We start from the raw sequence: 22,505 nt of genomic DNA, 5'->3' as shown, positions 1-22,505 counted from the left end.
CGTCGGCGATCCGGTCGGCGTCGAGTTCACCAGGGCGCCCCCGGCCTGCGGACCGCCTCGATCGCCGACGTTGTGCACACCGCGCCGGCGGTACCGGATGCCTCGGCCGGCGGCATCCGGTCAGTCCGCCGCCGCAGGCGCCTCGGTGGTGAACCGGGTCAGCTTGTGCGTGCCGTCGCACCACGGCTTGATCGCCGACGCCCCGCACCGGCACAGCGCGACGGTGCGGCGCGGGTTGTGGAGCGGCTTTCCGTCATCGCCGAGGATCTCGACGTGCCCGCGCACGAGCAGGGGTCCGTTCGGGCAGGCAGTCACCCGCGCGATCTGTTCGGTCATGAGGTTCTTCCTCCCGTCGCCAGGCGCCGCCGCAGCAGCGACTGCGGTGTGGCCGCCGCGTAGATTCTGCGGCCGGCATACGGCATGCCGCCCCGCACCCGGTACACCACGGCGACCCACGCCGTGACGGCACGCTCCGCCGCCCAGGCCGGTGCCCACACCGCAGCGGATGCCGGGATCGCGCCGCGCGCGGCGCCCCGCCGTCGTCCGACCTCGGCGACCGCCACGGCCGCGGCGGCCACCGCACCGAGCACACGCCACGCCCGCAGCGCGATAGCGGTCACCGCGATCGGCAGCAGCGCCAGCTCGACCGCGAGGCGCGCGGGCTGGGCGAAGTCGTCGTAGGCCTGGCGCACCCGCTGCCCCACGAAGTGCCGCAAGGTCGGCGGGATGCGCGGCACCAGCACATCCTGCGCGACCACCACCCTGCCTCCGGCCAGCCGGATGGTGCGCTCGAGTTCGAGGTTCTCGAACAGCACGTCGGTGCTGTATCCGCCGGCGCGGAGGAGCACGGACCGCCGCACCGCGACCGTGCCGCCGAAGTCCCCGCCGAAAGCGCGTCCGACGAGGCTGCGGGCGGTGTCCCACCGGGCCCACCACGGGTGAGCGGAGTAGGCGTTCTGCAGCCGCACGAAGTCGGCGTCGGCCAGGAGGCGAGCGGCGTGCTCGAGGCTGCGAGGGCCGTAGCGCACGTCGTCATCGGCGATCACGACGTTGTCGTGGCGGGCGAGGCGAACCCCGGTCATCGCGCCGCGCGCCTTGCCGTTGAGCCCGCCCACGGTGGGGCGCACGTGACGCACCGACACGGGCAGCCGGTCCGACAGTGCGTCGAAGAGCGCCCGCTCGGACCCGTCGACGACCGTCACGTCGACGCGCGCGACGAGGTCGCCGAGATAGCGCACCAGCTCGTCCTCGCCCTCACGGTCGTGCCGCCGCAGGGGCAGCACGTACTCGAGCGCGAGTCGCTCCGCCGTCGTTGCGACGGCGTCAGGCACCGGATCAGTCACCGGACACCCGCAGCGACGTGCGCCCCGCCTCGAAGGCGGTGCGCATGTGGTCGGCGCTGCGGTCGTCGAGCGCGAGGCAGGCCGCCGCGCCGAACAGGATGTCGGGCAGGAGCTCGGGCCGGTCCTCGCCGAGCCCGCCGGCGAGATCGTGCGCCGCGATCTGCTCGTGGACGGCGTCGGCCTCGACGTGCTCGTCGAAGTAGTCGGTGACCTCCTCCCCGAAGCCGAGCCGCCGGAATGCGTCGCCGTACGACCGGTTCGGCAGCGACGAGGTCATCTCGAACGCCGCGAGGTGGCCGACGACCGCGCCGACCAGACGCCGGTTCAGGCCGAACATCGTCATCGCGTTCTGGGACGCGAGCGTCACGCCCGGCACGACATCGACGTACGCGCCGTAGGTGGAGTCGAGCCCGACGCCGCGCATGGTGCGAGCGAAGATCTCGGCGTGCATCCGCTCGGGGCGCCCCGCGCCGTACTCGTCGGACTGGATCTCGACCAGAGCCGCCTTCGCCCGGCCGGTCAGGCGCGGGATCGCCCACGAGTGCGGGTCGGCCTCGCGCAGCGTGTAGATGCTCCGCTGGATGAGGAACTCCTTGGCCTGCTCGAGGGTCGCCGACTTCGCGAGGAAGCGCGACAGCGAGGGGCCGGGCGTCGGAGCCGTCAGCTCGAACAGGGCCGCGGCGATCTGCGGCGCCTGCGGCTCGGGAAGGGCCGGAACCGTCACCTGCCGACGGAGGGCGGCCTCGAAGGCTGCCTCGAGGATGCCTCGCGCCTCGATGAGCACCGGATGCCACTCCCAGCCCGGGTCGATCCAGTCGAGCGAGCCGTAGGCGGTGGCGTACAGCAGGAAGAGCGTGAACTGGATGTCTTCGTCGGCGGCGACATCATCGCTGGCGAGCACGGCGTCGCGCGCGGCGCCGACAAGGGCGTCGCGACGGTGCGCGAAGTCGGCGTGCATGAGGATCGCGAGCGTCGTCGCGCTCAACGGTCCTCGGGGCGACAGCCCGTGCGCCGTGGTGATGTCGGTGTCGGCGATGGTCATGCGTCCTCCTCGGCGCGCGGCGATCACCCGCGATTCGCGGTGATCCGACCCTTTCAGCGACGTGCGGCGGTGTCGCGGGGGTTGACGGCCGTTGCCCTCGCGGCTACGCCCCGGCGCGTCCACAGGCGCAGCCAGCGACGGGGTGGGAAGTCGTGCGGCCAGTGCACGGTGACGGTGCGGATGCCTCGCCGCATGCGCTGCCCGAAGGCCGCGGCATCCTGGAACGGCCTCATCGAGATGCCCATCGCCAGGCCTCTCCGGTAGCGGATGCGATGCCGATCGCCGATGTGGAAGGCGAGGTCGAGGTCGTCGTGGACCTCGGGGTCGTGGCGGTGGACAGCGTCGCGGACATCGAGCCAGACGGAGCGGCGCAACGCGAGGTTCGAGCCGAACAGCGGCGCGTGGCCGAGCGCGAGGCTCGTCGTGCCCGCGTACGCCCCCAGATACAGCACGGCGAGCGGGATCCGCAGCGGCCGAGGACCGTCGACGAAGCGGGCGCCGCCCGTGATCGCGCCGACGTGCGGCGAGCGGGCGAAGGCGCTCTCGATGCGTTCGACCCAGTCCGGCGCGGGCCGGCAGTCGGCGTCGAGCCGAAGCAGCAGTTCTCCTCGCGCCGCGTCGTAGCCCTCCGCCGACGCCGCCGGGATCCCCGGCTCGAGGCAGGGCACGACCCGCGCGCCCGCGGCGAGCGCCACCCGGCTCGTCTCGTCGCGGGAACCGTTGTCGACCACGACGACCTCGTCGGGGGGACGCGTCTGCGCCGCGAGCGCCCGCAGGCACTCGGCGAGGTCGCCGGCGTCGTCCTTCACCGGCACGACCACCGACACCCGCACGCCCAGCGCGGGGTCGGCTGATCGCGTCGATTCCTCGGCGGATGGCATGACTCCTCCGTAGCGAGCCCAGCCGGTCAGGACAGCGCGCGCAGGCGCTCGAGGAGGGGCTCCGCCACCTCGGCGAGGAACCGGTCCTGCTGCTCGTCGCCGACCTGCACGATCGCGATGTCGGTGAATCCGGCGTCGAGGTACGGCTGGACGCTCGCCGCGAGCTCGTCGAGGTCGGGCCCGCAGGCGATCGACTCGGCGACGTCATCCGTGCGGACGAACTGGCTCGCCGCCTCGAAGCCCGCCGGCGTCGGCAGGTCGGCGTTGACCGCCCACCCGCCGCCGAACCACCGGAACTGGTCGTGCGCCCGCTCGACGGCCGTCTCGAGGTCCGGGTCCCACGAGATCGGAATCTGCCCGATCTTGCGCGACGCGCCGTCATGGGCGGCATCCCATCCCTCCACCAGCTTCGCCTCGGGCTGGACCGCGATCATGTGGTCGCCCAGCGGCGCGAAGCGCTCGATCGACTCCTCGCCCGACACGGCGACGCCGATCGGCACACCGCCCTCGGGCACATCCCACACGCGGGCCGAGTCCACTCGGAAGTACTCGCCGTCGTACGTGACGAGCTCGCCGGTGTGCAGCTCGCGGATGATCTCGACCGCCTCCTGCAGCATCGCCTGGCGGGTCGCGACGGCCGGCCAGCCGTCGCCGACGACGTGCTCGTTGAGGTTCTCGCCCGAGCCGACGCCGAGCAGGAACCGGCCCTCCGACAGCAGACTCATCGTGGCCGCCTTCTGGGCGACGACGGCCGGGTGGTACCGCATCGTGGGGCACGTGACGTACGTCATCAGCTCGACCCGCGAGGTCGCCTGCGCCACGGCGCCGAGCACGCTCCACGCGTAGGGCGCGTGACCCTGGCTCACCAGCCACGGGGAGTAATGGTCGCTCGAGACCTCGAAGTCGAAGCCGGCGTCCTCGGCGGCCTGCGCGTAGCGCACGAGGTCGCGGGGTCCGCTCTGCTCGGTCATCAGGGTGTAGCCGAATCGCGCCATGCTCATCCTCTCTCCGGTGCCGCCCCGTTCGCGGCACCGTAACGAGCCTGCGCGAGACCCCACCCCCGTGCGAAGGGGTTGACAGTGCCGACGGCCCTGCCTATCCCGCCGACGCCTAGGGCGCCGAGTCGAGCTGGACCGTGTACGCGGGCACGAACTGCGCCGTCACGGTGGACGGGTCCACCCCGGCGTCCTCGAGAGCGGAGGCGAGCCCGGCGGTGTCCGGTTCCGACGATGCGCCCGTGAAGACGATCTGCGCGGTGTCGTCGCCGATCGCGACCTCGGCGATGTCCCAGCCGTTGTCGGCGGCCCACGGCGCGGCGGCCGTCCGCACCTGGGACTCGAGCACGGTGTCCTGCGTCGACTCCAGCGACGAGAAGGTCAGCGGCACCGCGATGATGAGCACCGTCGCCGCGACGAACACGAGCGGCCGCCGGGCTGAGCGCGGTGGCTGATCCGGGCGAGCGGATGCCGCGGCATCCGCTCTCGCACGCACCCGGTAGACCGACAGCACCACCAGACCCGAGGCGAGGATCGCGGCGACGTTCGTCGCGAAGAGCAGCAGCGCCCCCAGCGACTCCTGCCACGCCTGCGACTCGAGCGTCAGCCCGACCACGGTGAGGGGCGGGACGAGCGAGATCGCGATCGCCACGCCCGGCAGCGTGTCGGAGATGTCGGTCCGCACGAGAGCGATGACACCCACGGCACCCGTCGCCAGCGCCGCGAGGAGGTCGATGAGATCGGGCGAGACCCGCTGCGCCACCTGCGGGTTCGTCGACGCCACAACGGGAGCGGCGACCAGCAGCCCCACCCCGTAACCGACCCCGATCGCGGTCGCGGCGCCCGCCAGCACCATCCCCCACGACCGCAGGACGTTCACGCGGTCGCCCAGGACCGTCGCGAGAACGATGCCGAGGATCGGGGTCATCAGCGGAGCGACGATCATGGCGCCGATGACGGTGGCGTCCGAATCGGCCACGACGCCCGCGGCCGCGATGACGCTCGACAGCACCAGCAGCAGCCAGAACCGGCTGAACCGGCGCGGGGCGTCCTCCCCCTCGAAGAAGACGGCGTCCCGCATGTGTGCGACGGTGTTCATCGGACCCCCGACCCGCGACAGGCGCCCCGATCCGCACGCGGCGCGACAGCCACAACCTAGTGGCGGGAGCGCCGACGAGCATCCCCCGTCACGGGTGGCACGCGGGCGCATCCCGGCGATCTGCGTCGAGATAACAGGAGACACGCCGCGCGGCGCAGGTCTGGCAGAGCCCCGCTCCGCGTTTCTCCTTCATTCCCGACGGTGTCGAAACGATCTCGCGTGAAAGCGCGGGGCGAAATCGCCGGACCGGCGCGGTCCCAGGGCGCCGAGCCCCGGTTTCGCCCCGCCGTTCGACGCGTGGCCGTGTCACCGCGCTCTTACGCGGAGACCTCGAGCAGCTCCGCCGCCGGGACGACCTTCGCGTACGCCGAGGCGAGGGCCGCCATGAAGGCGGCGTGCACCTCGGCGCCGCCGACCCGCACGCCGCCGAACTCGAGGTCGGGCGCCGCGCACGCGTCGGCGGCGACGGTGACGTCGAACCCGAGATCGGATGCCGCGCGCACGGTCGCGTCGACGCACATGCTGCTCATCATCCCGACGATCACGAGGGCGGATGCCTCGGCCTCGCGCAGCACGTCCTCCAGCGGCGTCGCGCGGAACGAGTTCGGGAACGTCTTCGTGACGACCGTCTCGCCGTCGCGCGGTGCGACGCGGGGGTCGATCTCGCCGCCCGGCGTGCCGGGCACGAGCATGCTCGCGCCGGGCTCACGGCTCTCGTGCCGGACGTGGATCACCGGCAGGCCGCTCGCCCGCCACTGCGCCAGCAGCTCCGCGGCCCGGTCGGCGGCGTCGTCCGCTCCGACGAGCGGATACGCGCCGCCGGGGAAGTAGTCGCGCTGGATGTCGACGATGACGAGGGCCGAGGTCATGCGAGGGCTCCAGGGAGGTCGGCGGCGTCGGGGATGAGGGCGATCAGGCGACCGGGCGGCAGCTCGAGCATCGCCTCGACCGACCGGAGCAGCAGGTGGGTGCGCTCCGAGGCATCCTGCCAGCCGACGAGGGAGTGAGCGTTGAGCCCGTCGACCATCCCGAGGATCTGGCCCGCGATCGCCGCCGGCTCGTCGCACCGGAACTCGCCCGCCCGCGCACCGCGGTCGAGCACGCCGGCGAGGAAGGTGCGCCACGTATCCATCTGGTCGCGGACGGATGCGGCGAGCGCCTCGCTGCGCCGGCCCAGCGACCAGCTCTGCACCCACACGAGGGTGACCTCCGCGCGGCGGTCGTCGAGGAGGCTCGCCAGCACAGCGGCGAGCGCGGAGGCGGCCGAGTCCCGCCGCGAGATCTGCTCGACCTCGGCCAGCTCCTCGCCCACGATGGCGGCGAAGGTGTCGGCCACCAGCACGTCCATGCTGGGCACATAATGCGCGACCAGCGCCGGGGCGACGCCGATCTCGGTGGCGACCGCGCGGAGGGTGACCGCGCCCAGGCCGGCTTCGAGGGCGAGGGAGCGGGCGGCGGCGGTGATCTGCGCGATCCGCTCCGGAGCGGATCTTCGCGTGGCTGTTGACGGCATCACCGACGATTCTGTACCGTGATCCCGAATTGATCAAGTGATCAACAACGCGAGAGAGGACCCCCGATGGCCTGGCGGATGCCTTCCGAGACAGCCACCCACGACAGGACCTGGATGGCGTTCCCGGTGGCCGGGCAGACGCTCGGCGAGACCCCGGCCGAGCAGGAGGAGTGCTACACCGCCTGGACGGCGACCGCGCACGCCATCGCCGAGTTCGAGCCGGTGACGATGGTCGTCGACCCGAGCGAGACCGCCCGCGCGCGACGCATGCTGGGCGGTGATATCGAGATCGTCGAGGCGCCGCTCGACGAGTTCTGGATGCGCGACTTCGGGCCCACGTTCGTCGTCGACGAGGAACGCCCCGGTGTGCTGGGCGCCGTCGACTGGACCTTCAACGGCTGGGGCGCCCCCGACTGGGCGGACTGGAAGCTCTCCGCCGAGATCGGCCGCTTCGTGACCGCCGAGGTGGGCGCCGAGCTCATCAGCTCGGTGCTCGTCAACGAGGGCGGCGGCATCCACGTCGACGGCGAGGGCACGGTGCTGCTCACCGAGACGGTGCAGCTCGACCCGCGCCGCAACCCGTACGCCGACCGCGCCCGCGTCGAGGCGGAGCTCGCCCGCACGATCGGCAGCACCCGCGCCATCTGGCTCCCCCGCGGCCTCACCCGCGACTACGACGACTTCGGCACCAACGGGCACGTCGACATCGTCGCCACCATCCCGTCGCCCGGACGCCTGCTGCTGCACCGGCAGAACGACCCCGCTCACCCCGACCACGCGGTCACGCGCGAGCTGCGCGCCCTGCTCGAGGGAGAGACGGATGCCGCGGGCCGCGCCTTCGAGATCGTCGACGTCCCGGCACCGGCGACCCTCCGCGACGACGAGGGCTTCGTGGACTGGAGCTACATCAACCACCTCGTCGTCAACGGCGGCGTGATCGCCTGCGGATTCGGTGAGGAGCAGGCGGATGCCACGGCCCGCAGCATCCTGTCGGAGGAGTACCCGGGGCGCCGCGTCGTGACCGTCGACGCCCGGCCGATCTTCGCCCGCGGTGGCGGCATCCACTGCATCACGCAGCAGCAGCCCCGGCTCGAGGCCGCCGATGTTTGACGTCGTTGCCCTTCGATACGGCCGCTGCGCGGCCTACTCAGGAACCGGCTCGGCGAAGGTGGATGGGACGTTCGATGTTTGACGTGGTCGAAGTGACGATCGCCGAGTTGCGCGCGGCGCTGGAGGCGGGCCGGACGACCTCCGTCGAGCTGGTCCGGGCGTACCTGGCGCGGATCGAGGCGTACGACGGGCCCGACACCCAGACGGCGCTCAACGCGGTGGTCGTGCGCAATCCCGACGCGATCGCCGAGGCCGAGGCATCCGATTCCCGGCGCGCCGCCGGCGCCGTTCTCGGACCGCTCGACGGCATCCCGTACACGGCGAAGGACAGCTACCTCGTTCGGGGGCTCACGGCGGCATCGGGCAGCCCCGCTTTCGCCGATCTGGTGGCGCAGCGGGACGCGTTCACGATCGAGCGGCTGCGGGCGGGCGGGGCGATCTGCCTCGGCTTGACGAACATGCCGCCGATGGCCAACGGCGGCATGCAGCGCGGCCTCTACGGGCGGGCGGAGAGCCCGTACAACGCGGACTTCCTGACGGCGCCGTTCGCGTCGGGGTCGTCGAACGGCTCGGGGACCGCGACGGCGGCGAGCTTCGGGGCCTTCGGTCTCGGCGAGGAGACGTGGTCGAGCGGTCGCGGCCCGGCGTCGAACAACGGACTCTGCGCCTACACGCCGTCGCGCGGGGTGATCTCGGTGCGCGGGAACTGGCCGCTGGTGCCGACGATGGACGTCGTTGTGCCGCACACGCGAACGATGGCGGATCTGCTGGAGGTGCTCGACGTCATCGTCGCCGACGATGACGAGACCCGCGGCGACTTCTGGCGCGCTCAGCCGTGGGTGACGCTGCCCGCCGCGTCTGCCGTGCGGCCCCGGTCGTACCCCGCACTCGCCGCTGCGACGCCCGGTGCGCTGGCGGGGCGCCGGATCGGCGTGCCCCGGATGTACATCAACGCCGATCCCGAGGCCGGCACCGGCGAGAACCCGGGGATCGGCGGCCCGACCGGGCAGCGCATCGAGACGCGGGAGTCGGTCGTCGATCTGTGGGAGGCGGCGCGGCGCGACCTCGAAGCCCACGGCGCGACGGTGGTCGAGGTCGACTTCCCGGTCGTGTCGAACTACGAGGGCGATCGGCCGGGAGCCCCGACGATCGCGACGCGGGGTCTGGTGACGCCGGAGTTCCTTCATCGCGAGATCGTGGACCTGTCGGCGTGGGCGTGGGATGACTTCCTGAAGGCCAACGGCGACCCCGCCTTCCCGTCGCTGGCGCAGATCGACGGTTCGCGGATCTTCCCGCACCCCGAGGGAGCGCTGCCCGATCGCTACACGGGCTTCGACGACGACATCGCGGAGTATCCCGCACACGTCCGCGAGCACCCGGTCGCGGGCTTCGAGGACATCCCGGAGCTGGACGGCGGGCTGCGGGGCCTGGAGCGGACCCGCGCCCTCGACCTCGAGCAGTGGATGGACGCGCAGGCCCTCGACGCCGTCGTGTTCCCCGCGGTGGCGGACGTCGGCCCTGCCGACATGGACGTGAACCCGGCGTCGGCCGACCTCGGGTGGCGCAACGGCGTGTGGATCGCGAACGGGAACCTCGCCATGCGTCACCTCGGGATCCCGTCGGTGACGGTGCCGATGGGAGTGATGGCCGACATCAGCATGCCGGTGGGTCTGACCTTCATCGGGCGCGCGTACGACGACTCCCGGCTTCTGTCGCTGGCGGCGGCGTTCGAGGCCACGGGCCGTCGCCGGGTCGCGCCGCCTCGCACGCCCCGGCTGCCCGGCTGACCGATGCGGTTCCGGATGCCTCGGCCCCCGGCATCCGGAATCATCACGCGGTTCGGCGAAGCAGACCTTCGTGCACCATGTCGATGTGGGCCCGCATGATGCGCTCGGTGACGTGCAGTTCGAAGGCGACGACGGCGGGATCTTCGGTCAGCGCTTCGAGTGCGAGGAGCCGGCGCGGCCTGATCAGTCGTCGCGCGGCGATGCGGTCGGCACGACGCTCCTGAAGGATGCTGGTGCCGACGTCGCCGTGCTCGTAGTGGACGATCTCGTGGGCGATCGCGCAGCGCTCGACCGCGCGGTGGAGCGTGGGGCGGACGAAGATCGCGGCGTGCTCTTCGGAGTAGCACGCGACCATGCCCGGGTCTGGGAGGTCGTCGCGGAAGACGATGGGAACGCCGAGCATCGCGGCGTGCTCCCACGGGTCGTAGTCGCGGGCGTGCGGCTGGTCGTGGAACGTGCCGACGCCGTACATCGGCGCGGCCGCGTGCGACGCGAGGTGGCCACGGGTTCGGGCGGCGTGGCGCACGCCGCCGCGGGTCTTGCTCATGTGGCCGTTCCTAGCTCTCCGCGCGGTCGGGGTCGACGAACGTGGCGTCGTTCGACGCCGCGACCTTGGCGCCGATGAGGGATACCGTTTGCAGATCATCCCTCTCACCGCCGACATCGCGACGGGGGAACGCCGTCACCCGTGCGAGGTGTGCGCGGTCGGGATGCGTGACCGCCGCGTCGGAGAGGATGCCGATCGCCTCGGACACCGCCACGGCCCGGTAGTCGGGGTCGATCCGGCGGATGACCGGGGCGAGCATCTTCGTGTAAGGGCGGACATCGAGGTCTTCGCCGCCGTCGACGTCGACCCCGAGCGCGATCAGGAGAGAGATGATCTTGTCTGCCTGGGGTGCGCTCTTGCCCTGGATGATGTTGCGGATCGTCCGCGCGGTGACACCCGCGGCTTCGGCGAGCTGCTTCTGCTGCAGGTCGCTGCGCGCGATGTACTCCGCGAGGAGCGGGCCGTACTCCATGCGCTGCTGATGCGATGCCTTCTCGATGGCATATCGAGTGAGAGGCAGATCTTTCCGCTCGCCGGTATCTGTCATGGTCGCAACGGTAGCAGTCTTTCCGTCAGCGATTCGCTCGAAGAAAAGTTATCCACAGGTCTTCCGTGGCGGGCGGAACCCGCCAAGAAAGATCGATACGATTTTTCCACGATGAACCACACTGCAGGAACCGTCCTCCGCACGCTCCGGCTAAGAACGGGCCTCAGTTCGGCCGAGGTCGCGCAACGGGCAAAGGTTCCGGAGTTCTACCTCCTCCAGGTCGAACGGGGCCAGGCGACGCCCACCGATGCGTGGCTCGGCCACGTCGCCGAGATCCTCGCCGACGCGCTCGTCGAGAGGAACTGATCGACCCACACCGCACGGGAGTCGCACACATGCAACAGGTGATAGTCGCCCGGAGAGACTTCACGACCGACGATGGAATCCTGACCTTGCAGATCCTTACCGGTGCAGGCGAACCGCCATCGTTCGAGTATCAGTTCCTCAACGAGGACGGCACTGTGGCGGCCGAGCTGGAAACATTCGGGGCGGACTCCTTGCAGGCGCTCTTGTTCTGCATGACCGCCGCCGGCGATTATCTTGACCACTTCGTCCCTCCGCCTCGTTCGCAGAGCTCGGAGTTCCGGGTTTGCTGAAAACGGACGCGTCGTTGACGGACGCGTGGAGCGCTCACGTCTCTGTGCCCCTCTCACCGCCGGACGACGACGCGCGATCATGCGAATCGAGCCCGGGTTAGTCGGAACCTGCGCCGCTGAGGGGTCTCGTGCCCGCTGTCAAGCCGGTGGGAGACGAGGCACCGCGCGAGCAGGCTGGAGCGACGAAGGAGGTCGACATGAGCGATCAGCCCCACACCCACCACTCCGACGATGCGGTAGCAGACGACGCGCCCCCCACCGATGCGGTGAGCGACGAGGTGAAGGAAGACGCCGCGACTGCCGAGGAGGAGGGCGGCGGACTGGACCGCCCCGCGCAGACGCACCCCTGAGCCAAGGGGCCCGCTTATCCACATGATCCGCAGAGTTCCCCGGCTGATCTGACCTCCGGCCATAGGCTCGGCTCATGGTTCAAGGCCTCACCGGGTGGCACTTCGTCATCATCTTCTACGTCGTCGTGCTCGCCGTCCTCGCAGTGGCGCTGTATTGGACGATCCGGCTCGCCGTGACCCACGCCCTCCGGGCACACCGCCGCTGGCTCGACCAGCGCCCCGCCGACTAAGCGCTACGTCGCTTGACGGTAGTGGCGCACCCGCTCGTCCCGCTCCACGAGAAACCGGTCATCTTCCGGGTAGAACACCGCGCGTTCGATGTCGTCACCGGCGAAGCCCACGATCGACTCCAGGTCGCGCCACCGTGACACGGTGGTGATCTCGGTGCGACCGTCACCGAGGTCGCGGGTCAGCAGCCAGGCGTCGAGATTGCCCGGGGTGGAGCGGTACTCCCCCATGCCGGTGCGTTCGACATACGCGGCATACTCGTCCCGGTCGTCGGTGCGCACCACGCCGCTCCACATCCGCACCACCGCTTCGTGCTCGCTCATGACACCAGCCTGCCCGGGGGCGCCGACACTCGGAAGGCACCGAGCACGACATCAGCTCACCGGGAACGGCACCCGTGTCAGCCTCTCCGACTGCGCCCAGACCCGCGAGGCGTCCTCGCGACTCGTCAGCCGCGAGTACAGCTTCTGCTCCGCCGGCGCGCCACCCAGGTGCCCGAGCCCCCGAGGTCCGTAGAAGCGCCCGCCCGCGGCATCCGGAGCCGTCGCCGCATACAGGGCGGGCAGCGCCGCCGTCTGCGGCGTGCCGACGACGAGGCCGTGCCGCGACAACCACCGGATCACCCTCACCGCGCGCGTGTCCTCGTCGCGCCCCATCCCGGGCTGCGCCGACAGCAGGTTCGTCGGCGCGATGCCCGGGTGCGACAGGTTGCTGCTGATACCCCACCCGTCCGCGCGACTGCGGCGGTCGAGCTCCAGCCCGAACAAGCCGAGCGCGATCTTCGACTGGCTGTACGCCCGCATCGCGTCGTACGACTGCTCCCAGTTCAGGTCATCCCAGTTGATCGCGCCCTCGTTCGCCGCGACGCTGACCTGCGTGGTCACGCGGGCGCGGCCCTCCCGCAGCAGCGGAAGAAGGTGCGCCACCAGCGCGAAATGGGCGAGATGGTTCGTGGCGAACTGCACCTCGATGCCGTCCGCGCTGGTCTGGCGGGTCGGGGGCGTCATAACGCCCGCATTGTTGATGAGGAGGTGGATGGGTGCGCCTTCGCTCCGCAGCGCCTCGGCGAGAGACGCCACCGAGTCCAGCGACGACAGGTCCAGCTCGCGCAGCGACACGAGGGCGCCGGGCGCGGCGGCGCGGACCGCACCGATCGCATGCTCCCCCTTGGCACGACTGCGAACGGGAAGGATCACCTCGGCCCCGGCGTACGCGAGTCGCGTGGCGATCTGCAGCCCGATCCCGTCGCTACCGCCCGTGAGCAGGGCACGCGTGCCGGCGAGGCTGGGGATGCTGATGTCGATGTTCTTCCGTCGCATGTCCACTCCGATCGTTGACTGCTTCGACCCTCCGCCGGATCTCGAGGATCAACCAGGGCGCGCATAGCCACTGATCGGCGATCCGTGGATACGTGCCGGCCCGACCGGTAGAACGGAGAGAAGTGCCGGAAGGAGGCCGCATGGACATGGACCGCAGCGGAGTCGCGGACTTCCTGCGCCGCCGTCGCGAGGCGCTGCAGCCCGAAGACGTCGGCTTGCCGCGCGGACCCCGACGCCGCACCGACGGCCTGCGCCGTGAAGAGGTCGCGCTGCTGTGCCACATGTCCACGGACTACTACGCGCGCTTGGAGCGCGGAACCGGGCCGCAGCCGTCGACCCAGATGCTGGCGTCGATCGCGCTCGGCCTGCACCTCTCGATCGAGGAGCGCGACCACCTCTTCCTCCTCGCCGGCCACCAGGCGCCGGTCCGCGGTGCGTCGACCGAGCACATCGGCCCCGGCATGCTGCGCATCTTCGATCGCCTCGACGACACCCCCGCCGAGATCGTCACCGAGCTCGGCGAAACGCTCAAGCAGACCCGCCTCGGCGTCGCCCTCACCGGCGACACCGCCAGCCTCACAGGGCTGGAGCGGTCGATCGGCTACCGCTGGTTCACTCGACCCGCGACGCGGGCGCTCTACGCCCCGCGCGATCACGAGTACCTCTCACGCCTCTGGGTGTCGGGCCTCCGAGGCGTCGCGACGTTGCGCGGTTCCGAATCCCGCGCCGCGCGCATGGCCGAGGACCTGCGCACCCGCAGCCCGGAGTTCCGGGAGATCTGGGACCTCCACGAGGTGGGCCTGAGGCCGCGCGAAGTGAAGCATTTCGTCCACCCCGAACTCGGCGAGCTCGAGCTCTCCTGCCAGACGCTCGTCGACCCGACGCAGTCGCACTCCCTGCTGGTCTACACCGCGAAGCCGGGCAGCGAGAGCCACGAGAAGCTGCAGCTGCTGGCCGTGATCGGCGCCGGGGCGAAGCATCCGGTCTCGTGAGCGGGAGCGGCGCGAAACCTCGCCGTTACCGGGCTTGCGAAGAAATTCACACAATCTCGCGATTCGGGGCTGTCCCCCATTAGGGGGACACGCTACATTTGTTCTCAGGGGCACGCGGGGCACTGGGGAGATCTGGGGATCTCGCTTCGCAGGCCTTCTGGGGACACTGGGGAACACTGAGCGTGGACTCTGGGCATGTCACAGCCCCCTCGAGCCGTGCTCTTTCCCACGAGCGGCCCGAGGGGGCCGGACGCCCGGCTTGCCGTCTGTTGGGGACAGTTCCGGCGCGCCCACCGCTGGGGACAGCGAGCACCCGTATGGCCGCTGGGGACGACCTGGGTTGTGCCGGTGCGTCGCTCCCACCATAAGCACCAGAACGTCCTCTTCGCCACGATTACGAGGAATCAACGCAATCCCACAGGTTCGGGCTCCGTCGCCTCATCGGGTGAACGGAACCGCCGACCGCCGTCAGCGGGCGTGTGCGTCACTCCTCGGGCGGCCCCTGATCCGACTTCTGGTCGGGGATCTCGTCGCTGCGCGGACCCACGACGTCGCTCGTGATGGTGTGCTCGCGCTCGACGTCCTTGATGACATCCGTCTTCAGGTCACTGGCGGGGTTGCTGTCCTCGGGTGAGATGCGCGGGATGGGTGAATCGGTCATGGCGTGCTCCCTTCTGAACACGCGAGCGTACGTCGCCGCAGCCGTACAGGTACGGGCGTTGCGCGCCGCGCGGTCGAGGTGTAATCCGCGGCCGCACCCGGCGGCGCGCGGCCGCGGAGCCCGCGGTCACATCCGGGCGTAGCGTGCCCGAGCGAAGCAGAACAGCCCGTACACGACGAGCCCGCCACCGACCACCCACAGGATCAGCGGGCCGAAGGGCAGCCCCGCGAGCGTGTGCAGGGCAGCATCCAAGCCACCCGCAGTCTCGGGGTCGTGGGTGATCGCGGCGACGATGAACAGCACGCCGGTCACGGCGACGGCGATGCCCTTGGCCACGTAACCCACCACGCCGAAGACCACGATGCCCTGGCGAGCGGTCCCGGCGGGCAGGGCCAGGTGCTTCTCGAACGCGCGGGTGAAGCCGCGCACGACGAAGGCCACGCCGATGCCCAGCACGAGCAGACCGATCGCGACGAGCAGCGCCACCCCGCCCGGCGTCGCCATGAGCTGCGCGCTCAGCGAGGACGACGACTGCGACGAGTCCGACTGCCCGCCCAGCGCGTACACCAGGGCGGTGATCGCGATCGCGATGTAGGCCACGGCCGTGCCGATGTACTTGGCCCGGTGCCCCCACTTCTTCTTCGTGTCGGGGTCGCGCTCGACGACCGCCTCGGCGATCTGCCACACCGCCAGCGCCGCGAGACCGAGGGCAATCACCCAGAGCAGCAGCACGCCGAGCGGGATCTGCCGGATCTGCTCCATCGCCCCGCCCTGGTCGGCGTCCTGCCCGCCCCCCGTGGTGATCGAGATGGCGAGCGCCCCGATCACGATGTGCACGATGCCGAGGACGACGTAGCCGATGCGGGCGATGGTGCGGAACACCGTCGAATCCTGCACGGCCTCCGCCGCCGACTTCGCGCTGTCGACCGGAGAGCCCCCGGCGCGTGTGCTGCTGTCACCCATTGCTGTCTCCCTCTGTTTCCGCGGCGGTCGTCCTCGCCCGCCGATCACGGAATGCCTCCACGGCGGTCCACACGAGAGTCGCCACGGCGATCCCCTCCAGCAGACCGGCGACCACATCGCTGGCCCAGTGGGCGTGCAGATACGTCCGGCTCCACATCATGAGCACCACCCACGCGGCGCCCGCCGCCCACACCCACCACCGGCGCAGCAGCAGCCCGAGGATGACCACGACGGTCGTCGCGACCGCGGTGTGACCCGACGGGAAGGATGTGGCCATCTTCTCGGCCATCGAGTTCTCGGGCCGCAGCCGGGCGATGACGGCCGCCATCGGGGCTCCGATCGCGACCACGGTGACGATCCCGATCGCCATGGTCGCGGCATCCCATCGCCCTCTCCGCCACCACAGCAGCAGCACCAGGAGAAGGCCGATCAGGATCATGCCGATCGTGCCTCCGACGATGGCGGGCACCCACGCGATGACGACGCCGACGTCGGTCAGCGTGGCGAGCATGAGGTCGTTCCACCACAGATCGATCGGAAGCGGGTCGTGGCCGCCGAGCGCGACGACGGTTCTCAGCACGACGAAGGCTACCGTTGCCGCCACGCCGACGACGAGCGCGATCGCGCGACGCTCGTCGACCTCGGCGTCGGCTTTGCGCTGCTCCTCGGCGACGGCGCTCGCGGGCGCGTCCGTGCGCGCCGGTCCGTCCGGCCCCTCTCCCATACGACGATCGTCCCAGAGCCGCCGGAGCGGAGGAAAGGGGCGGATGCCGCGGCTCCGAGTGTGTAAAATCTTCTGCCCGAGCGCGGCCGCAACTCAGGCTCCGCTTGTACTCCGCCGATCGGGTTCGGCGGATTTCGGGGTTGAACGCCGTCGGGTCGGCGGCGCCTAGCCTGAGTTACGGCCACGCGGTTCGTGGAACCGAGGCCCCAGCGGGCCGGGCCTCAGATGCCGGCGACCGCGCGCACGGGCGAGCCGTCGCCGCCGAGCCGGAGCGGGAAGAACCCTACGCGAATCCGGTGGGGCAGCTGCTCGAGCCCGCGCAGGTTCTCGACGATGAGCCCGTCCGCCCCCAGCACCGCCTCGTGCACCGGGAACGCGTCGTCGTCCGCACCGGTGGGGTCGGGGCTCAGCATGTCGACGCCCAGCACGTGCATCCCTCGCGCGACGAGCTCGCGGGCCGCATCGGCGGCGAGGGACGGATGCCGCGCCCGCCGCTCGTCGTCGGGGAACCACCGCGCCCACCCGCTATTCACCAGCACGATCGGCGGCACCGATTCGGGCAGGCCGCCGGCCGCGTCGTCGAGCCGGTGCCAGTCGCAGACCTCTCGTCCTCCGAGGCCGCCGACGTGGATCACGAGCGCTTCGCCGACGAGCTCGTCGAGGCGGACGTCGGCCATGGTGCGTCCGCCCGCGACCGTATGGCTCGGGGCGTCGACGTGCGTTCCGGTGTGGGTGCCGAACTGCAGCTCGTCGACCGCGACGCCGTCCGAGGCGAGCGCGAGCGCGTGCCGGATGTGCACCGCGGGATCACCGGGGTACACCGGCATCCCGTCCTCGATCCGGTGGCTGAGGTCGATCAGGCCGCGGCCTTCGACGTCAGCGGGCATCGACGGTGTCGCTGAGGTTGCGCGCCTCGGCGAAGCGGTCCCGCGTGCGGCCGGGGAGCGACAGCAGCAGGTACAGCACGAACGTCACGAGGAACGACGGCACCGTCGCGCCGAACGGCAGCGGCCAGACGTACGCCCACACGTACGCGAGGATCGCGCCCACCGCCCACGAGCCGACGGCGATCCAGTTGACCCCGCCGGTGTACCAGTACCGCCCGCCGGTGGGGCGCAGGATGTCGGGCTCGTAGGCGCCGCGCTTGACGAGGTAGTAGTCGACGATCATGATCGCGAAGATCGGCGCGAACAGGGCGCTGATGGTGACGAGGAACGTGGTGAACGCGGCGAGCAGACCGAAGAACGTCGCGCCGATGATCGAGATCGCACCGAGGATGAGCGCCGTGGCGAGGAAGGGCACGCGTCGGCCGGGGATCGCGTTCACCACCGTCGTGACCATGCCGTACACGACCATCGTGTTGGTCGCCATGACCGACAGGAAGATCGCGACGGCGAACAGGGCGCCGAAGGGCTCGATGATCGTGACCGGGTCGAAGGGGATCGCCTCTCCGCCGCTGAGCACGACGTAGCCGATCGCCGTGGCGCCGAGCGACATCGAGATCACGGTCGACAGGGTGTACCCGATGCCCGAGCCGATCGCCCCGCCGCGGGTCGTGCGGGCGAAGCGGTTGAAGTCGGCGGCGAGCACCGTCCACGAGATCGCCGTCGCGAGCACGACGTCGAACACGAGACCGGGCGAGTAGAACGGCTCGGGGTTCGGCGTGATGGCGGCGAAGTCCGCCGGCGAGAAGGTCGTGAACGACACGACGAAGATGTACGCGGCTATGGCGAGGATGACGGCCGCGAACCACGGCTCGACCCGCGCGACGCCCGCGTGGCCGAAGATCGCGAGGATCACGACGATCGTCTGGCAGATCACGGCGAAGAGCACCGGGCTCGAGAAACCGGTGAGCGACGCCACGATGTAGTCGAGCGAGATGCCGGCGAGCATCGCCTGCACCCAGCTCCACCCCATGAGGATGACGACGTTCGCGGCGACCGGCAGGAGGCTGCCGCGGGTGCCGAAGGGACCGCGTGTGAGCGCCATGGTCGGCAGTCCGGTGCGCGTGCCGATGGCTCCGACGGCGACGAGCACGGCGGCACCGACGATGGTGCCGCCGACGATCAGCGCGATCACGAGACCGTACGGCACATCGGGCACGAAGAGCGTGCCGGTGAGCAGAGTGGTCACCACGAGGTTCGCGGCGAGCCAGATCATCAGCATGCGGCCGGACGAGTAGGTGCCGCGCACGGCTCCGGCATCGTCGGACTGTTCCTCGAGGCGGCGTTCGAGGCGGGTGTAGAGCGACATCTTCGGGCTCCTCAGGGTCGGGTAGGGAGAGAAAGGCAGATCAGGTCAGCGGGGAGAGGTGTTCGTGCACGGCAACCAGGCCGTCGCCCTCGAAGGCGAAGACGATGGTCTCGCGCTCGCGATACGACTCGCGTCCGTCCGCGGTCTCGACGGTGGTGTCGACGGTGTGGGTGAAGACGGCGGCGCCCGGCAACACCTGCACGCGGCGGTCGCTCGAGGTGCATTCCACGACGCGCCACCCGCTCGCGACCCACTCATCCCACAGGCGCTCGTATGTGGCGCGGTCGTCGAGCCGCGCGGGCTCGGTGTGGAACACGAAGGTGGCGTCGGGTGCGAATGCGGCGAAGTACCGGTCGCGGTCGGTGGCGGCGAAGGCGTCGACGATGGCGGATGCCGCGGCCTCGACATCCGCCTGATTCGGGGTGGTCATGGGGTTCTCCTTCACGGGCGCGGCGCCATGGCGCTCAGCAGTTCGTAGACCACGTGGCTCGCGGCGACGGCGGTGACCTGGGCGTGGTCGTAGGCGGGCGCGACCTCGACCACGTCGGCGCCGACGATCCGCAGGTCGGACAGGGCACGAAGCATCCGGAGCAGTTCCCTGCTCGTGAGGCCGCCGGCCTCGGGGGTTCCGGTTCCCGGGGCGTGCGCGGGGTCGAGCACGTCGATGTCGATCGAGATGTACAGCGGCGCGTCGCCGACGCGGGCGCGCACGCGATCGATCGCGGCCTCGACACCCTCCTTCTCGATGAACTCGCTCGACACGATCGCGAAGCCGAGGCGCGCGTCGTCGTCGAGATCGCTCTTGGCGTAGAGCGGACCGCGGATGCCGACGTGCATGCTCGCGGTCAGATCGATGAGGCCCTCCTCGGAGGCGCGGCGGAACGGCGTGCCGTGGGTGATCGGTGCTCCGAAGTAGGTGTCCCACGTGTCGAGGTGCGCGTCGAAGTGCAGGACGGCGACGGGTCCGTGCTCGGCCGCGACCGCGCGCAGCAGCGGAAGGGCGACGGTGTGATCGCCGCCGATGACGACGAGCCGATCGGCCCGTTCGCGGAGTGCGCGGGCGCCCGCCTCGATCTCGGCGACTGCGGCGTCGAGATCGAACGGGTTGGCGACGAGGTCACCTGCGTCGGCGACCTGCTGCGACGCGAAGGGGAAGACCTCTTGCGCCGGGTTGTACGGACGCAGCAGCCTCGACGCCTCTCGCACGTGCGCCGGGCCGAACCGGGCGCCGGGGCGGTAGCTGACTCCGCTGTCGAACGGGATCCCCGCGACCGCGATGTCGGCCCGCTCCACCTCGTCGAGCCGGGGCAGCCGCGCAAAGGTCGCGATGCCGGCGAACCGGGGCACGACGCTCGCGTCCACGGGACCGAGAGGGGCGGATGCCGCCGGGCCGGGGTTCTCTCCGTCGAGAGGTTGCATATTTGACAACTTTCGATACTCTGGGTGCAACGCTTGCGGCAAAGGTACGCCGCAGAGGGAGGCGCGTCAAGCGCGGAGAGGGGCTGCCGTGCGCGCGATCCATCCCGATGCCGAGCAGACCGCGACGCCGATCGGCGCGAAACTCCGAGCGGCGCGCACCCTGCAGGGCATGTCTCTCGCCCAGGTCGCGGAGACGACGGGCCTGTCGAAGGGCTTCCTCAGCCGCGTGGAGCGGGACGAGACCTCCCCCAGCGTGGCGACGCTCGTGCAGCTGTGTCAGGTGCTGTCGCTGCCGGTCGGCGCGCTCTTCGCGGAGCCCGAGGTGCAGCACATCGCGTTCGAGGACGCACCGCGCATCAACCTCGGCGGATTCGGGGCGGATGAGCGCCTGATGTCGCCCCGCGGAGAGCAGCGCGTGCAACTGCTGCGGTCCGAGCTCGACGCCGACGCGCACGGGGGTCACGAGCTGTACACGATCAATTGCGACGTGGAGGTGCTGCACATCGTGTCGGGCGCCGTGTCGGTGAGATTCGCCGACCGCACGGTGCTGCTCCGCGCGGGCGACGCGCTCACCTTCCCCGGGCGGGAGCCGCATACGTGGAAGGTCGAGGGCGGAGAGCCGGCGGTCGCTCTCTGGGTGATCGCGCCCGCACCCTGGAGCGGCTCGTCCTAGACCGGCGGCATGCCGCGTAGGCGGTCGCCCCCGGCGCGGACGCGCGACCACGGCCGTACGCGGGGCGCCTGGCGGACTCCCCCGACGAGAATGGCGTCGTCGATGGCGTCGAGGGCCTCGCGCAGCGTGGCGAACTCGCGCACCTCTCCGGCGTCGCGGATCCATTCGAGGCGCACGACCGTGTTACGGCACTCGAGGAAGGCGAGGACCCGCAGAGGGTCGTGGACGTCGGCCGTCGGGTCGACGGCGACCCATCCACCGTCGCCCACCCAGACCAGTTGCGGGCGGGACTGCGACTCGACGCGACGCTGCGCTCGATCGACGGGATGCTGCATGGTCATCTTGCTGAACTCCTCTGTCGGCTGTCTGGAACCGGCCGACGATCCACCATGCGTCGCCGCGTCCATCTGCGGGCGGGGCTTGACATTCGGGAAGCCATTGCCGCACGCGTGGGCGCGGTCGCGTTTGGGGCGGAGTCTGGCGTTCGGGGCGCGGTCGGGCGCGCCCCGAACGGGAGAGCGCGCCCCCAAACGCTCGAGAAACCGCCGCGTGCACGGACGGCCGGGGATGTCAACGACCTTCGACCGGGCGGGGTCATGCGCGACGCTTGCCGCATGAAGCATCTGTCCTTCGCTGACAAGTCGCTGTTCCTCGACGACGAGTCCGCCGATCTGCTGCTGGAGTACGCCGGACTCCTCGCGTCCGAGCGGAGCGGTGACACGGTCACCGTGCGCGCGGTCGGACCCGACGGCAACGAGGTCGATGCCACTTTCGTTCTCAACTCGGCGACGAATCTCATCGCCGAGTCCACGAACTCCGACCTCCAGCCGCCCTCGAATCCCGAGGCCGCCGACTACATGCGGCAGCGCATCGAGCTGCTTCGCAACCCTCCGAGCGTCACTCCGGAGGAGAATGCCGGCGAACTGTCGAGCGACGCGGCGTTCGGCGACCAGATCTAGCCGCTCGCGCCGCCGTGCCGTCGCCGCTCCGGCCGTTCGGCCGCGAGCCGGTCGCTAACCGTCGAGGCGGGGACCGGCGTGCCCGGCCAGGCACTGCCAGCCGCCGGGAGTGTGGACCCACGTCTGGGTGACCGGCATCCGGAACTCGGCACGTCCTGCCGGGGTGGTGACGTCGTCGACGACGGTAGCCGAGAGCACCGCCGTCGCCCCGACCACGGTCACGTCGACATCCTCGAGGCGCTGGCCGTGCCACTGCACCGGGCCCGCGGTGTTTCGCTCGATGTACGCGCGCCGGGCGAAGCGATCCCCCACGTGCGAGGTCCAGGTGAAGAGCGGATGCAGCAGCCGTTCGAGTCCCGGGACGTCACCGGTCGCGAGGGCCGCCGCCCGCTCGCGCGCTGCCGCGAGCACCTCGGCCTCCGCCCGCCGGTCGGCGTCGGCGGGCACGTCGGCGGGGGCATCCGGCTCGCCCTCGTCGGCCATCTCTCCCCTCGCCCCCGACAC

General features: G+C 70.9%; 30 protein-coding genes. 9 read left to right on the top strand and 21 right to left on the bottom strand.

The features are described from left to right. Positions 1–120 precede the first annotated feature (120 nt). From ACFUTX_RS15415 to ACFUTX_RS15380, 8 genes are all read right to left on the bottom strand, one after another. A complete protein-coding gene (locus ACFUTX_RS15415; RefSeq protein ID WP_378866606.1) occupies positions 121–336 on the bottom strand; it encodes a CDGSH iron-sulfur domain-containing protein in 216 nt (71 codons plus the stop codon). Continuing rightward, a complete protein-coding gene (locus ACFUTX_RS15410) occupies positions 333–1,331 on the bottom strand; it encodes a glycosyltransferase (protein WP_378866603.1) in 999 nt (332 codons plus the stop codon). Before ACFUTX_RS15410 ends, ACFUTX_RS15415 begins: the two co-directional genes overlap by 4 nt. A gap of 4 nt (positions 1,332–1,335) precedes the next feature. Beyond that, positions 1,336–2,385, bottom strand: coding sequence for an iron-containing redox enzyme family protein (locus tag ACFUTX_RS15405; protein ID WP_378866600.1), 1,050 nt, complete (start codon positions 2,383–2,385; stop codon positions 1,336–1,338). Positions 2,386–2,438: 53 nt separating this feature from the next. After that, positions 2,439–3,266: a glycosyltransferase family A protein gene (locus ACFUTX_RS15400; RefSeq protein WP_378866597.1), complete on the bottom strand. Its 828-nt coding sequence runs from the start codon at positions 3,264–3,266 to the stop codon at positions 2,439–2,441. A gap of 26 nt (positions 3,267–3,292) precedes the next feature. Further along, positions 3,293–4,261: an LLM class F420-dependent oxidoreductase gene (locus ACFUTX_RS15395; protein WP_378866594.1), complete on the bottom strand. Its 969-nt coding sequence runs from the start codon at positions 4,259–4,261 to the stop codon at positions 3,293–3,295. A gap of 115 nt (positions 4,262–4,376) precedes the next feature. Beyond that, positions 4,377–5,360, bottom strand: a complete 984-nt coding sequence (locus ACFUTX_RS15390; RefSeq protein WP_378866591.1) for a DUF389 domain-containing protein — start codon at positions 5,358–5,360, stop codon at positions 4,377–4,379. A 317-nt stretch (positions 5,361–5,677) separates the two neighbouring features. After that, on the bottom strand, positions 5,678–6,229 hold the full coding sequence (locus ACFUTX_RS15385) for a cysteine hydrolase family protein (RefSeq protein WP_378866588.1): 552 nt from the start codon (positions 6,227–6,229) through the stop codon (positions 5,678–5,680). Beyond that, positions 6,226–6,873: a TetR/AcrR family transcriptional regulator gene (locus ACFUTX_RS15380; protein ID WP_378866586.1), complete on the bottom strand. Its 648-nt coding sequence runs from the start codon at positions 6,871–6,873 to the stop codon at positions 6,226–6,228. The genes ACFUTX_RS15385 and ACFUTX_RS15380 overlap by 4 nt, the downstream gene beginning before the upstream one ends. A gap of 66 nt (positions 6,874–6,939) precedes the next feature. Here ACFUTX_RS15380 and ACFUTX_RS15375 point away from each other — a divergent pair, with 66 nt between their 5' ends. Continuing rightward, a complete protein-coding gene (locus tag ACFUTX_RS15375; RefSeq protein ID WP_378866583.1) occupies positions 6,940–7,983 on the top strand; it encodes an agmatine/peptidylarginine deiminase in 1,044 nt (347 codons plus the stop codon). 74 nt (positions 7,984–8,057) lie between these two features. Beyond that, positions 8,058–9,770: an amidase gene (locus ACFUTX_RS15370; RefSeq protein WP_378866579.1), complete on the top strand. Its 1,713-nt coding sequence runs from the start codon at positions 8,058–8,060 to the stop codon at positions 9,768–9,770. Positions 9,771–9,813: 43 nt separating this feature from the next. Here ACFUTX_RS15370 and ACFUTX_RS15365 read toward each other — a convergent pair whose 3' ends face one another. Together ACFUTX_RS15365 and ACFUTX_RS15360 are read right to left on the bottom strand one after the other, a co-directional pair. Next, positions 9,814–10,317, bottom strand: a complete 504-nt coding sequence (locus ACFUTX_RS15365) for an ImmA/IrrE family metallo-endopeptidase (protein ID WP_378866576.1) — start codon at positions 10,315–10,317, stop codon at positions 9,814–9,816. Positions 10,318–10,327: 10 nt separating this feature from the next. Beyond that, positions 10,328–10,864, bottom strand: a complete 537-nt coding sequence (locus ACFUTX_RS15360; RefSeq protein ID WP_378866573.1) for a helix-turn-helix domain-containing protein — start codon at positions 10,862–10,864, stop codon at positions 10,328–10,330. Between the two features lie 111 nt (positions 10,865–10,975). Between ACFUTX_RS15360 and ACFUTX_RS15355 the strand changes: the two genes are divergently transcribed. The 4 genes from ACFUTX_RS15355 to ACFUTX_RS15340 all read left to right on the top strand — a co-directional run bounded on the left by ACFUTX_RS15355 (position 10,976) and on the right by ACFUTX_RS15340 (position 12,040). Beyond that, positions 10,976–11,170: a multiprotein-bridging factor 1 family protein gene (locus tag ACFUTX_RS15355; protein ID WP_378866570.1), complete on the top strand. Its 195-nt coding sequence runs from the start codon at positions 10,976–10,978 to the stop codon at positions 11,168–11,170. A 29-nt stretch (positions 11,171–11,199) separates the two neighbouring features. Continuing rightward, entirely contained in the window at positions 11,200–11,460 is a 261-nt protein-coding gene (locus ACFUTX_RS15350; RefSeq protein WP_378866568.1) for a hypothetical protein, read from the top strand. Between the two features lie 197 nt (positions 11,461–11,657). Then, complete coding sequence (locus tag ACFUTX_RS15345; protein WP_378866567.1) at positions 11,658–11,810, top strand: hypothetical protein; 153 nt, start codon at positions 11,658–11,660, stop codon at positions 11,808–11,810. Between the two features lie 74 nt (positions 11,811–11,884). Next, positions 11,885–12,040 carry a hypothetical protein gene (locus ACFUTX_RS15340; RefSeq protein WP_378866565.1) on the top strand — a complete coding sequence of 52 codons (156 nt, stop codon included), beginning with the start codon at positions 11,885–11,887 and terminating at the stop codon, positions 12,038–12,040. A gap of 3 nt (positions 12,041–12,043) precedes the next feature. Here the strand turns inward: ACFUTX_RS15340 and ACFUTX_RS15335 are convergent, their stop codons facing one another. Next, on the bottom strand, positions 12,044–12,361 hold the full coding sequence (locus tag ACFUTX_RS15335) for a hypothetical protein (RefSeq protein ID WP_378866564.1): 318 nt from the start codon (positions 12,359–12,361) through the stop codon (positions 12,044–12,046). 51 nt (positions 12,362–12,412) lie between these two features. Then, positions 12,413–13,357 carry an SDR family oxidoreductase gene (locus tag ACFUTX_RS15330; protein ID WP_378866561.1) on the bottom strand — a complete coding sequence of 315 codons (945 nt, stop codon included), beginning with the start codon at positions 13,355–13,357 and terminating at the stop codon, positions 12,413–12,415. 140 nt (positions 13,358–13,497) lie between these two features. Between ACFUTX_RS15330 and ACFUTX_RS15325 the strand changes: the two genes are divergently transcribed. After that, positions 13,498–14,349, top strand: coding sequence for a helix-turn-helix domain-containing protein (locus ACFUTX_RS15325; RefSeq protein ID WP_378866558.1), 852 nt, complete (start codon positions 13,498–13,500; stop codon positions 14,347–14,349). Between the two features lie 484 nt (positions 14,350–14,833). On the opposite strand, the gene ACFUTX_RS15320 is transcribed toward ACFUTX_RS15325, so the two are convergent. The 7 genes from ACFUTX_RS15320 to speB form a co-directional block, all read right to left on the bottom strand. After that, positions 14,834–15,010: a hypothetical protein gene (locus ACFUTX_RS15320; RefSeq protein ID WP_378866556.1), complete on the bottom strand. Its 177-nt coding sequence runs from the start codon at positions 15,008–15,010 to the stop codon at positions 14,834–14,836. 126 nt (positions 15,011–15,136) lie between these two features. After that, positions 15,137–15,973: a DUF1206 domain-containing protein gene (locus ACFUTX_RS15315; RefSeq protein WP_378866553.1), complete on the bottom strand. Its 837-nt coding sequence runs from the start codon at positions 15,971–15,973 to the stop codon at positions 15,137–15,139. After that, the gene (locus tag ACFUTX_RS15310; RefSeq protein WP_378866550.1) at positions 15,966–16,697 is read right to left on the bottom strand and encodes a phosphatase PAP2 family protein; all 732 of its coding nucleotides are present in this window, start codon (positions 16,695–16,697) and stop codon (positions 15,966–15,968) included. The genes ACFUTX_RS15315 and ACFUTX_RS15310 overlap by 8 nt, the downstream gene beginning before the upstream one ends. Before the next feature lie 221 nt (positions 16,698–16,918). Next, positions 16,919–17,584, bottom strand: a complete 666-nt coding sequence (locus ACFUTX_RS15305) for a cyclase family protein (RefSeq protein ID WP_378866547.1) — start codon at positions 17,582–17,584, stop codon at positions 16,919–16,921. Beyond that, positions 17,574–18,950, bottom strand: coding sequence for a purine-cytosine permease family protein (locus tag ACFUTX_RS15300; RefSeq protein WP_378866544.1), 1,377 nt, complete (start codon positions 18,948–18,950; stop codon positions 17,574–17,576). Before ACFUTX_RS15300 ends, ACFUTX_RS15305 begins: the two co-directional genes overlap by 11 nt. Before the next feature lie 40 nt (positions 18,951–18,990). After that, entirely contained in the window at positions 18,991–19,380 is a 390-nt protein-coding gene (locus ACFUTX_RS15295; protein ID WP_378866541.1) for a YybH family protein, read from the bottom strand. 11 nt (positions 19,381–19,391) lie between these two features. Beyond that, the gene (gene speB / locus ACFUTX_RS15290) at positions 19,392–20,369 is read right to left on the bottom strand and encodes an agmatinase (protein WP_378866539.1); all 978 of its coding nucleotides are present in this window, start codon (positions 20,367–20,369) and stop codon (positions 19,392–19,394) included. Positions 20,370–20,457: 88 nt separating this feature from the next. Here speB and ACFUTX_RS15285 point away from each other — a divergent pair, with 88 nt between their 5' ends. Continuing rightward, a complete protein-coding gene (locus tag ACFUTX_RS15285) occupies positions 20,458–21,042 on the top strand; it encodes a helix-turn-helix domain-containing protein (RefSeq protein WP_378866537.1) in 585 nt (194 codons plus the stop codon). On the opposite strand, the gene ACFUTX_RS15280 is transcribed toward ACFUTX_RS15285, so the two are convergent. Continuing rightward, positions 21,039–21,383 (bottom strand): hypothetical protein, encoded by a 345-nt coding sequence (locus ACFUTX_RS15280; RefSeq protein ID WP_378866534.1) that lies wholly within the window; start codon positions 21,381–21,383, stop codon positions 21,039–21,041. The two genes, ACFUTX_RS15285 and ACFUTX_RS15280, sit on opposite strands and share 4 nt — an antisense overlap. Before the next feature lie 273 nt (positions 21,384–21,656). Here ACFUTX_RS15280 and ACFUTX_RS15275 point away from each other — a divergent pair, with 273 nt between their 5' ends. Further along, positions 21,657–22,001, top strand: a complete 345-nt coding sequence (locus ACFUTX_RS15275) for a hypothetical protein (protein ID WP_378866531.1) — start codon at positions 21,657–21,659, stop codon at positions 21,999–22,001. Between the two features lie 54 nt (positions 22,002–22,055). Here ACFUTX_RS15275 and ACFUTX_RS15270 read toward each other — a convergent pair whose 3' ends face one another. Continuing rightward, positions 22,056–22,484, bottom strand: coding sequence for a nuclear transport factor 2 family protein (locus tag ACFUTX_RS15270; protein ID WP_378866528.1), 429 nt, complete (start codon positions 22,482–22,484; stop codon positions 22,056–22,058). Positions 22,485–22,505: the final 21 nt, after the last annotated feature.

The organism is Microbacterium sp. NPDC057407 (genome assembly GCF_042803895.1).
In the GTDB taxonomy this organism is placed as follows: domain Bacteria; phylum Actinomycetota; class Actinomycetes; order Actinomycetales; family Microbacteriaceae; genus Microbacterium.
The sequence above is the reverse complement of the archived record's forward strand: the minus strand, read 5'-3'. Positions and strand labels throughout refer to the sequence as shown.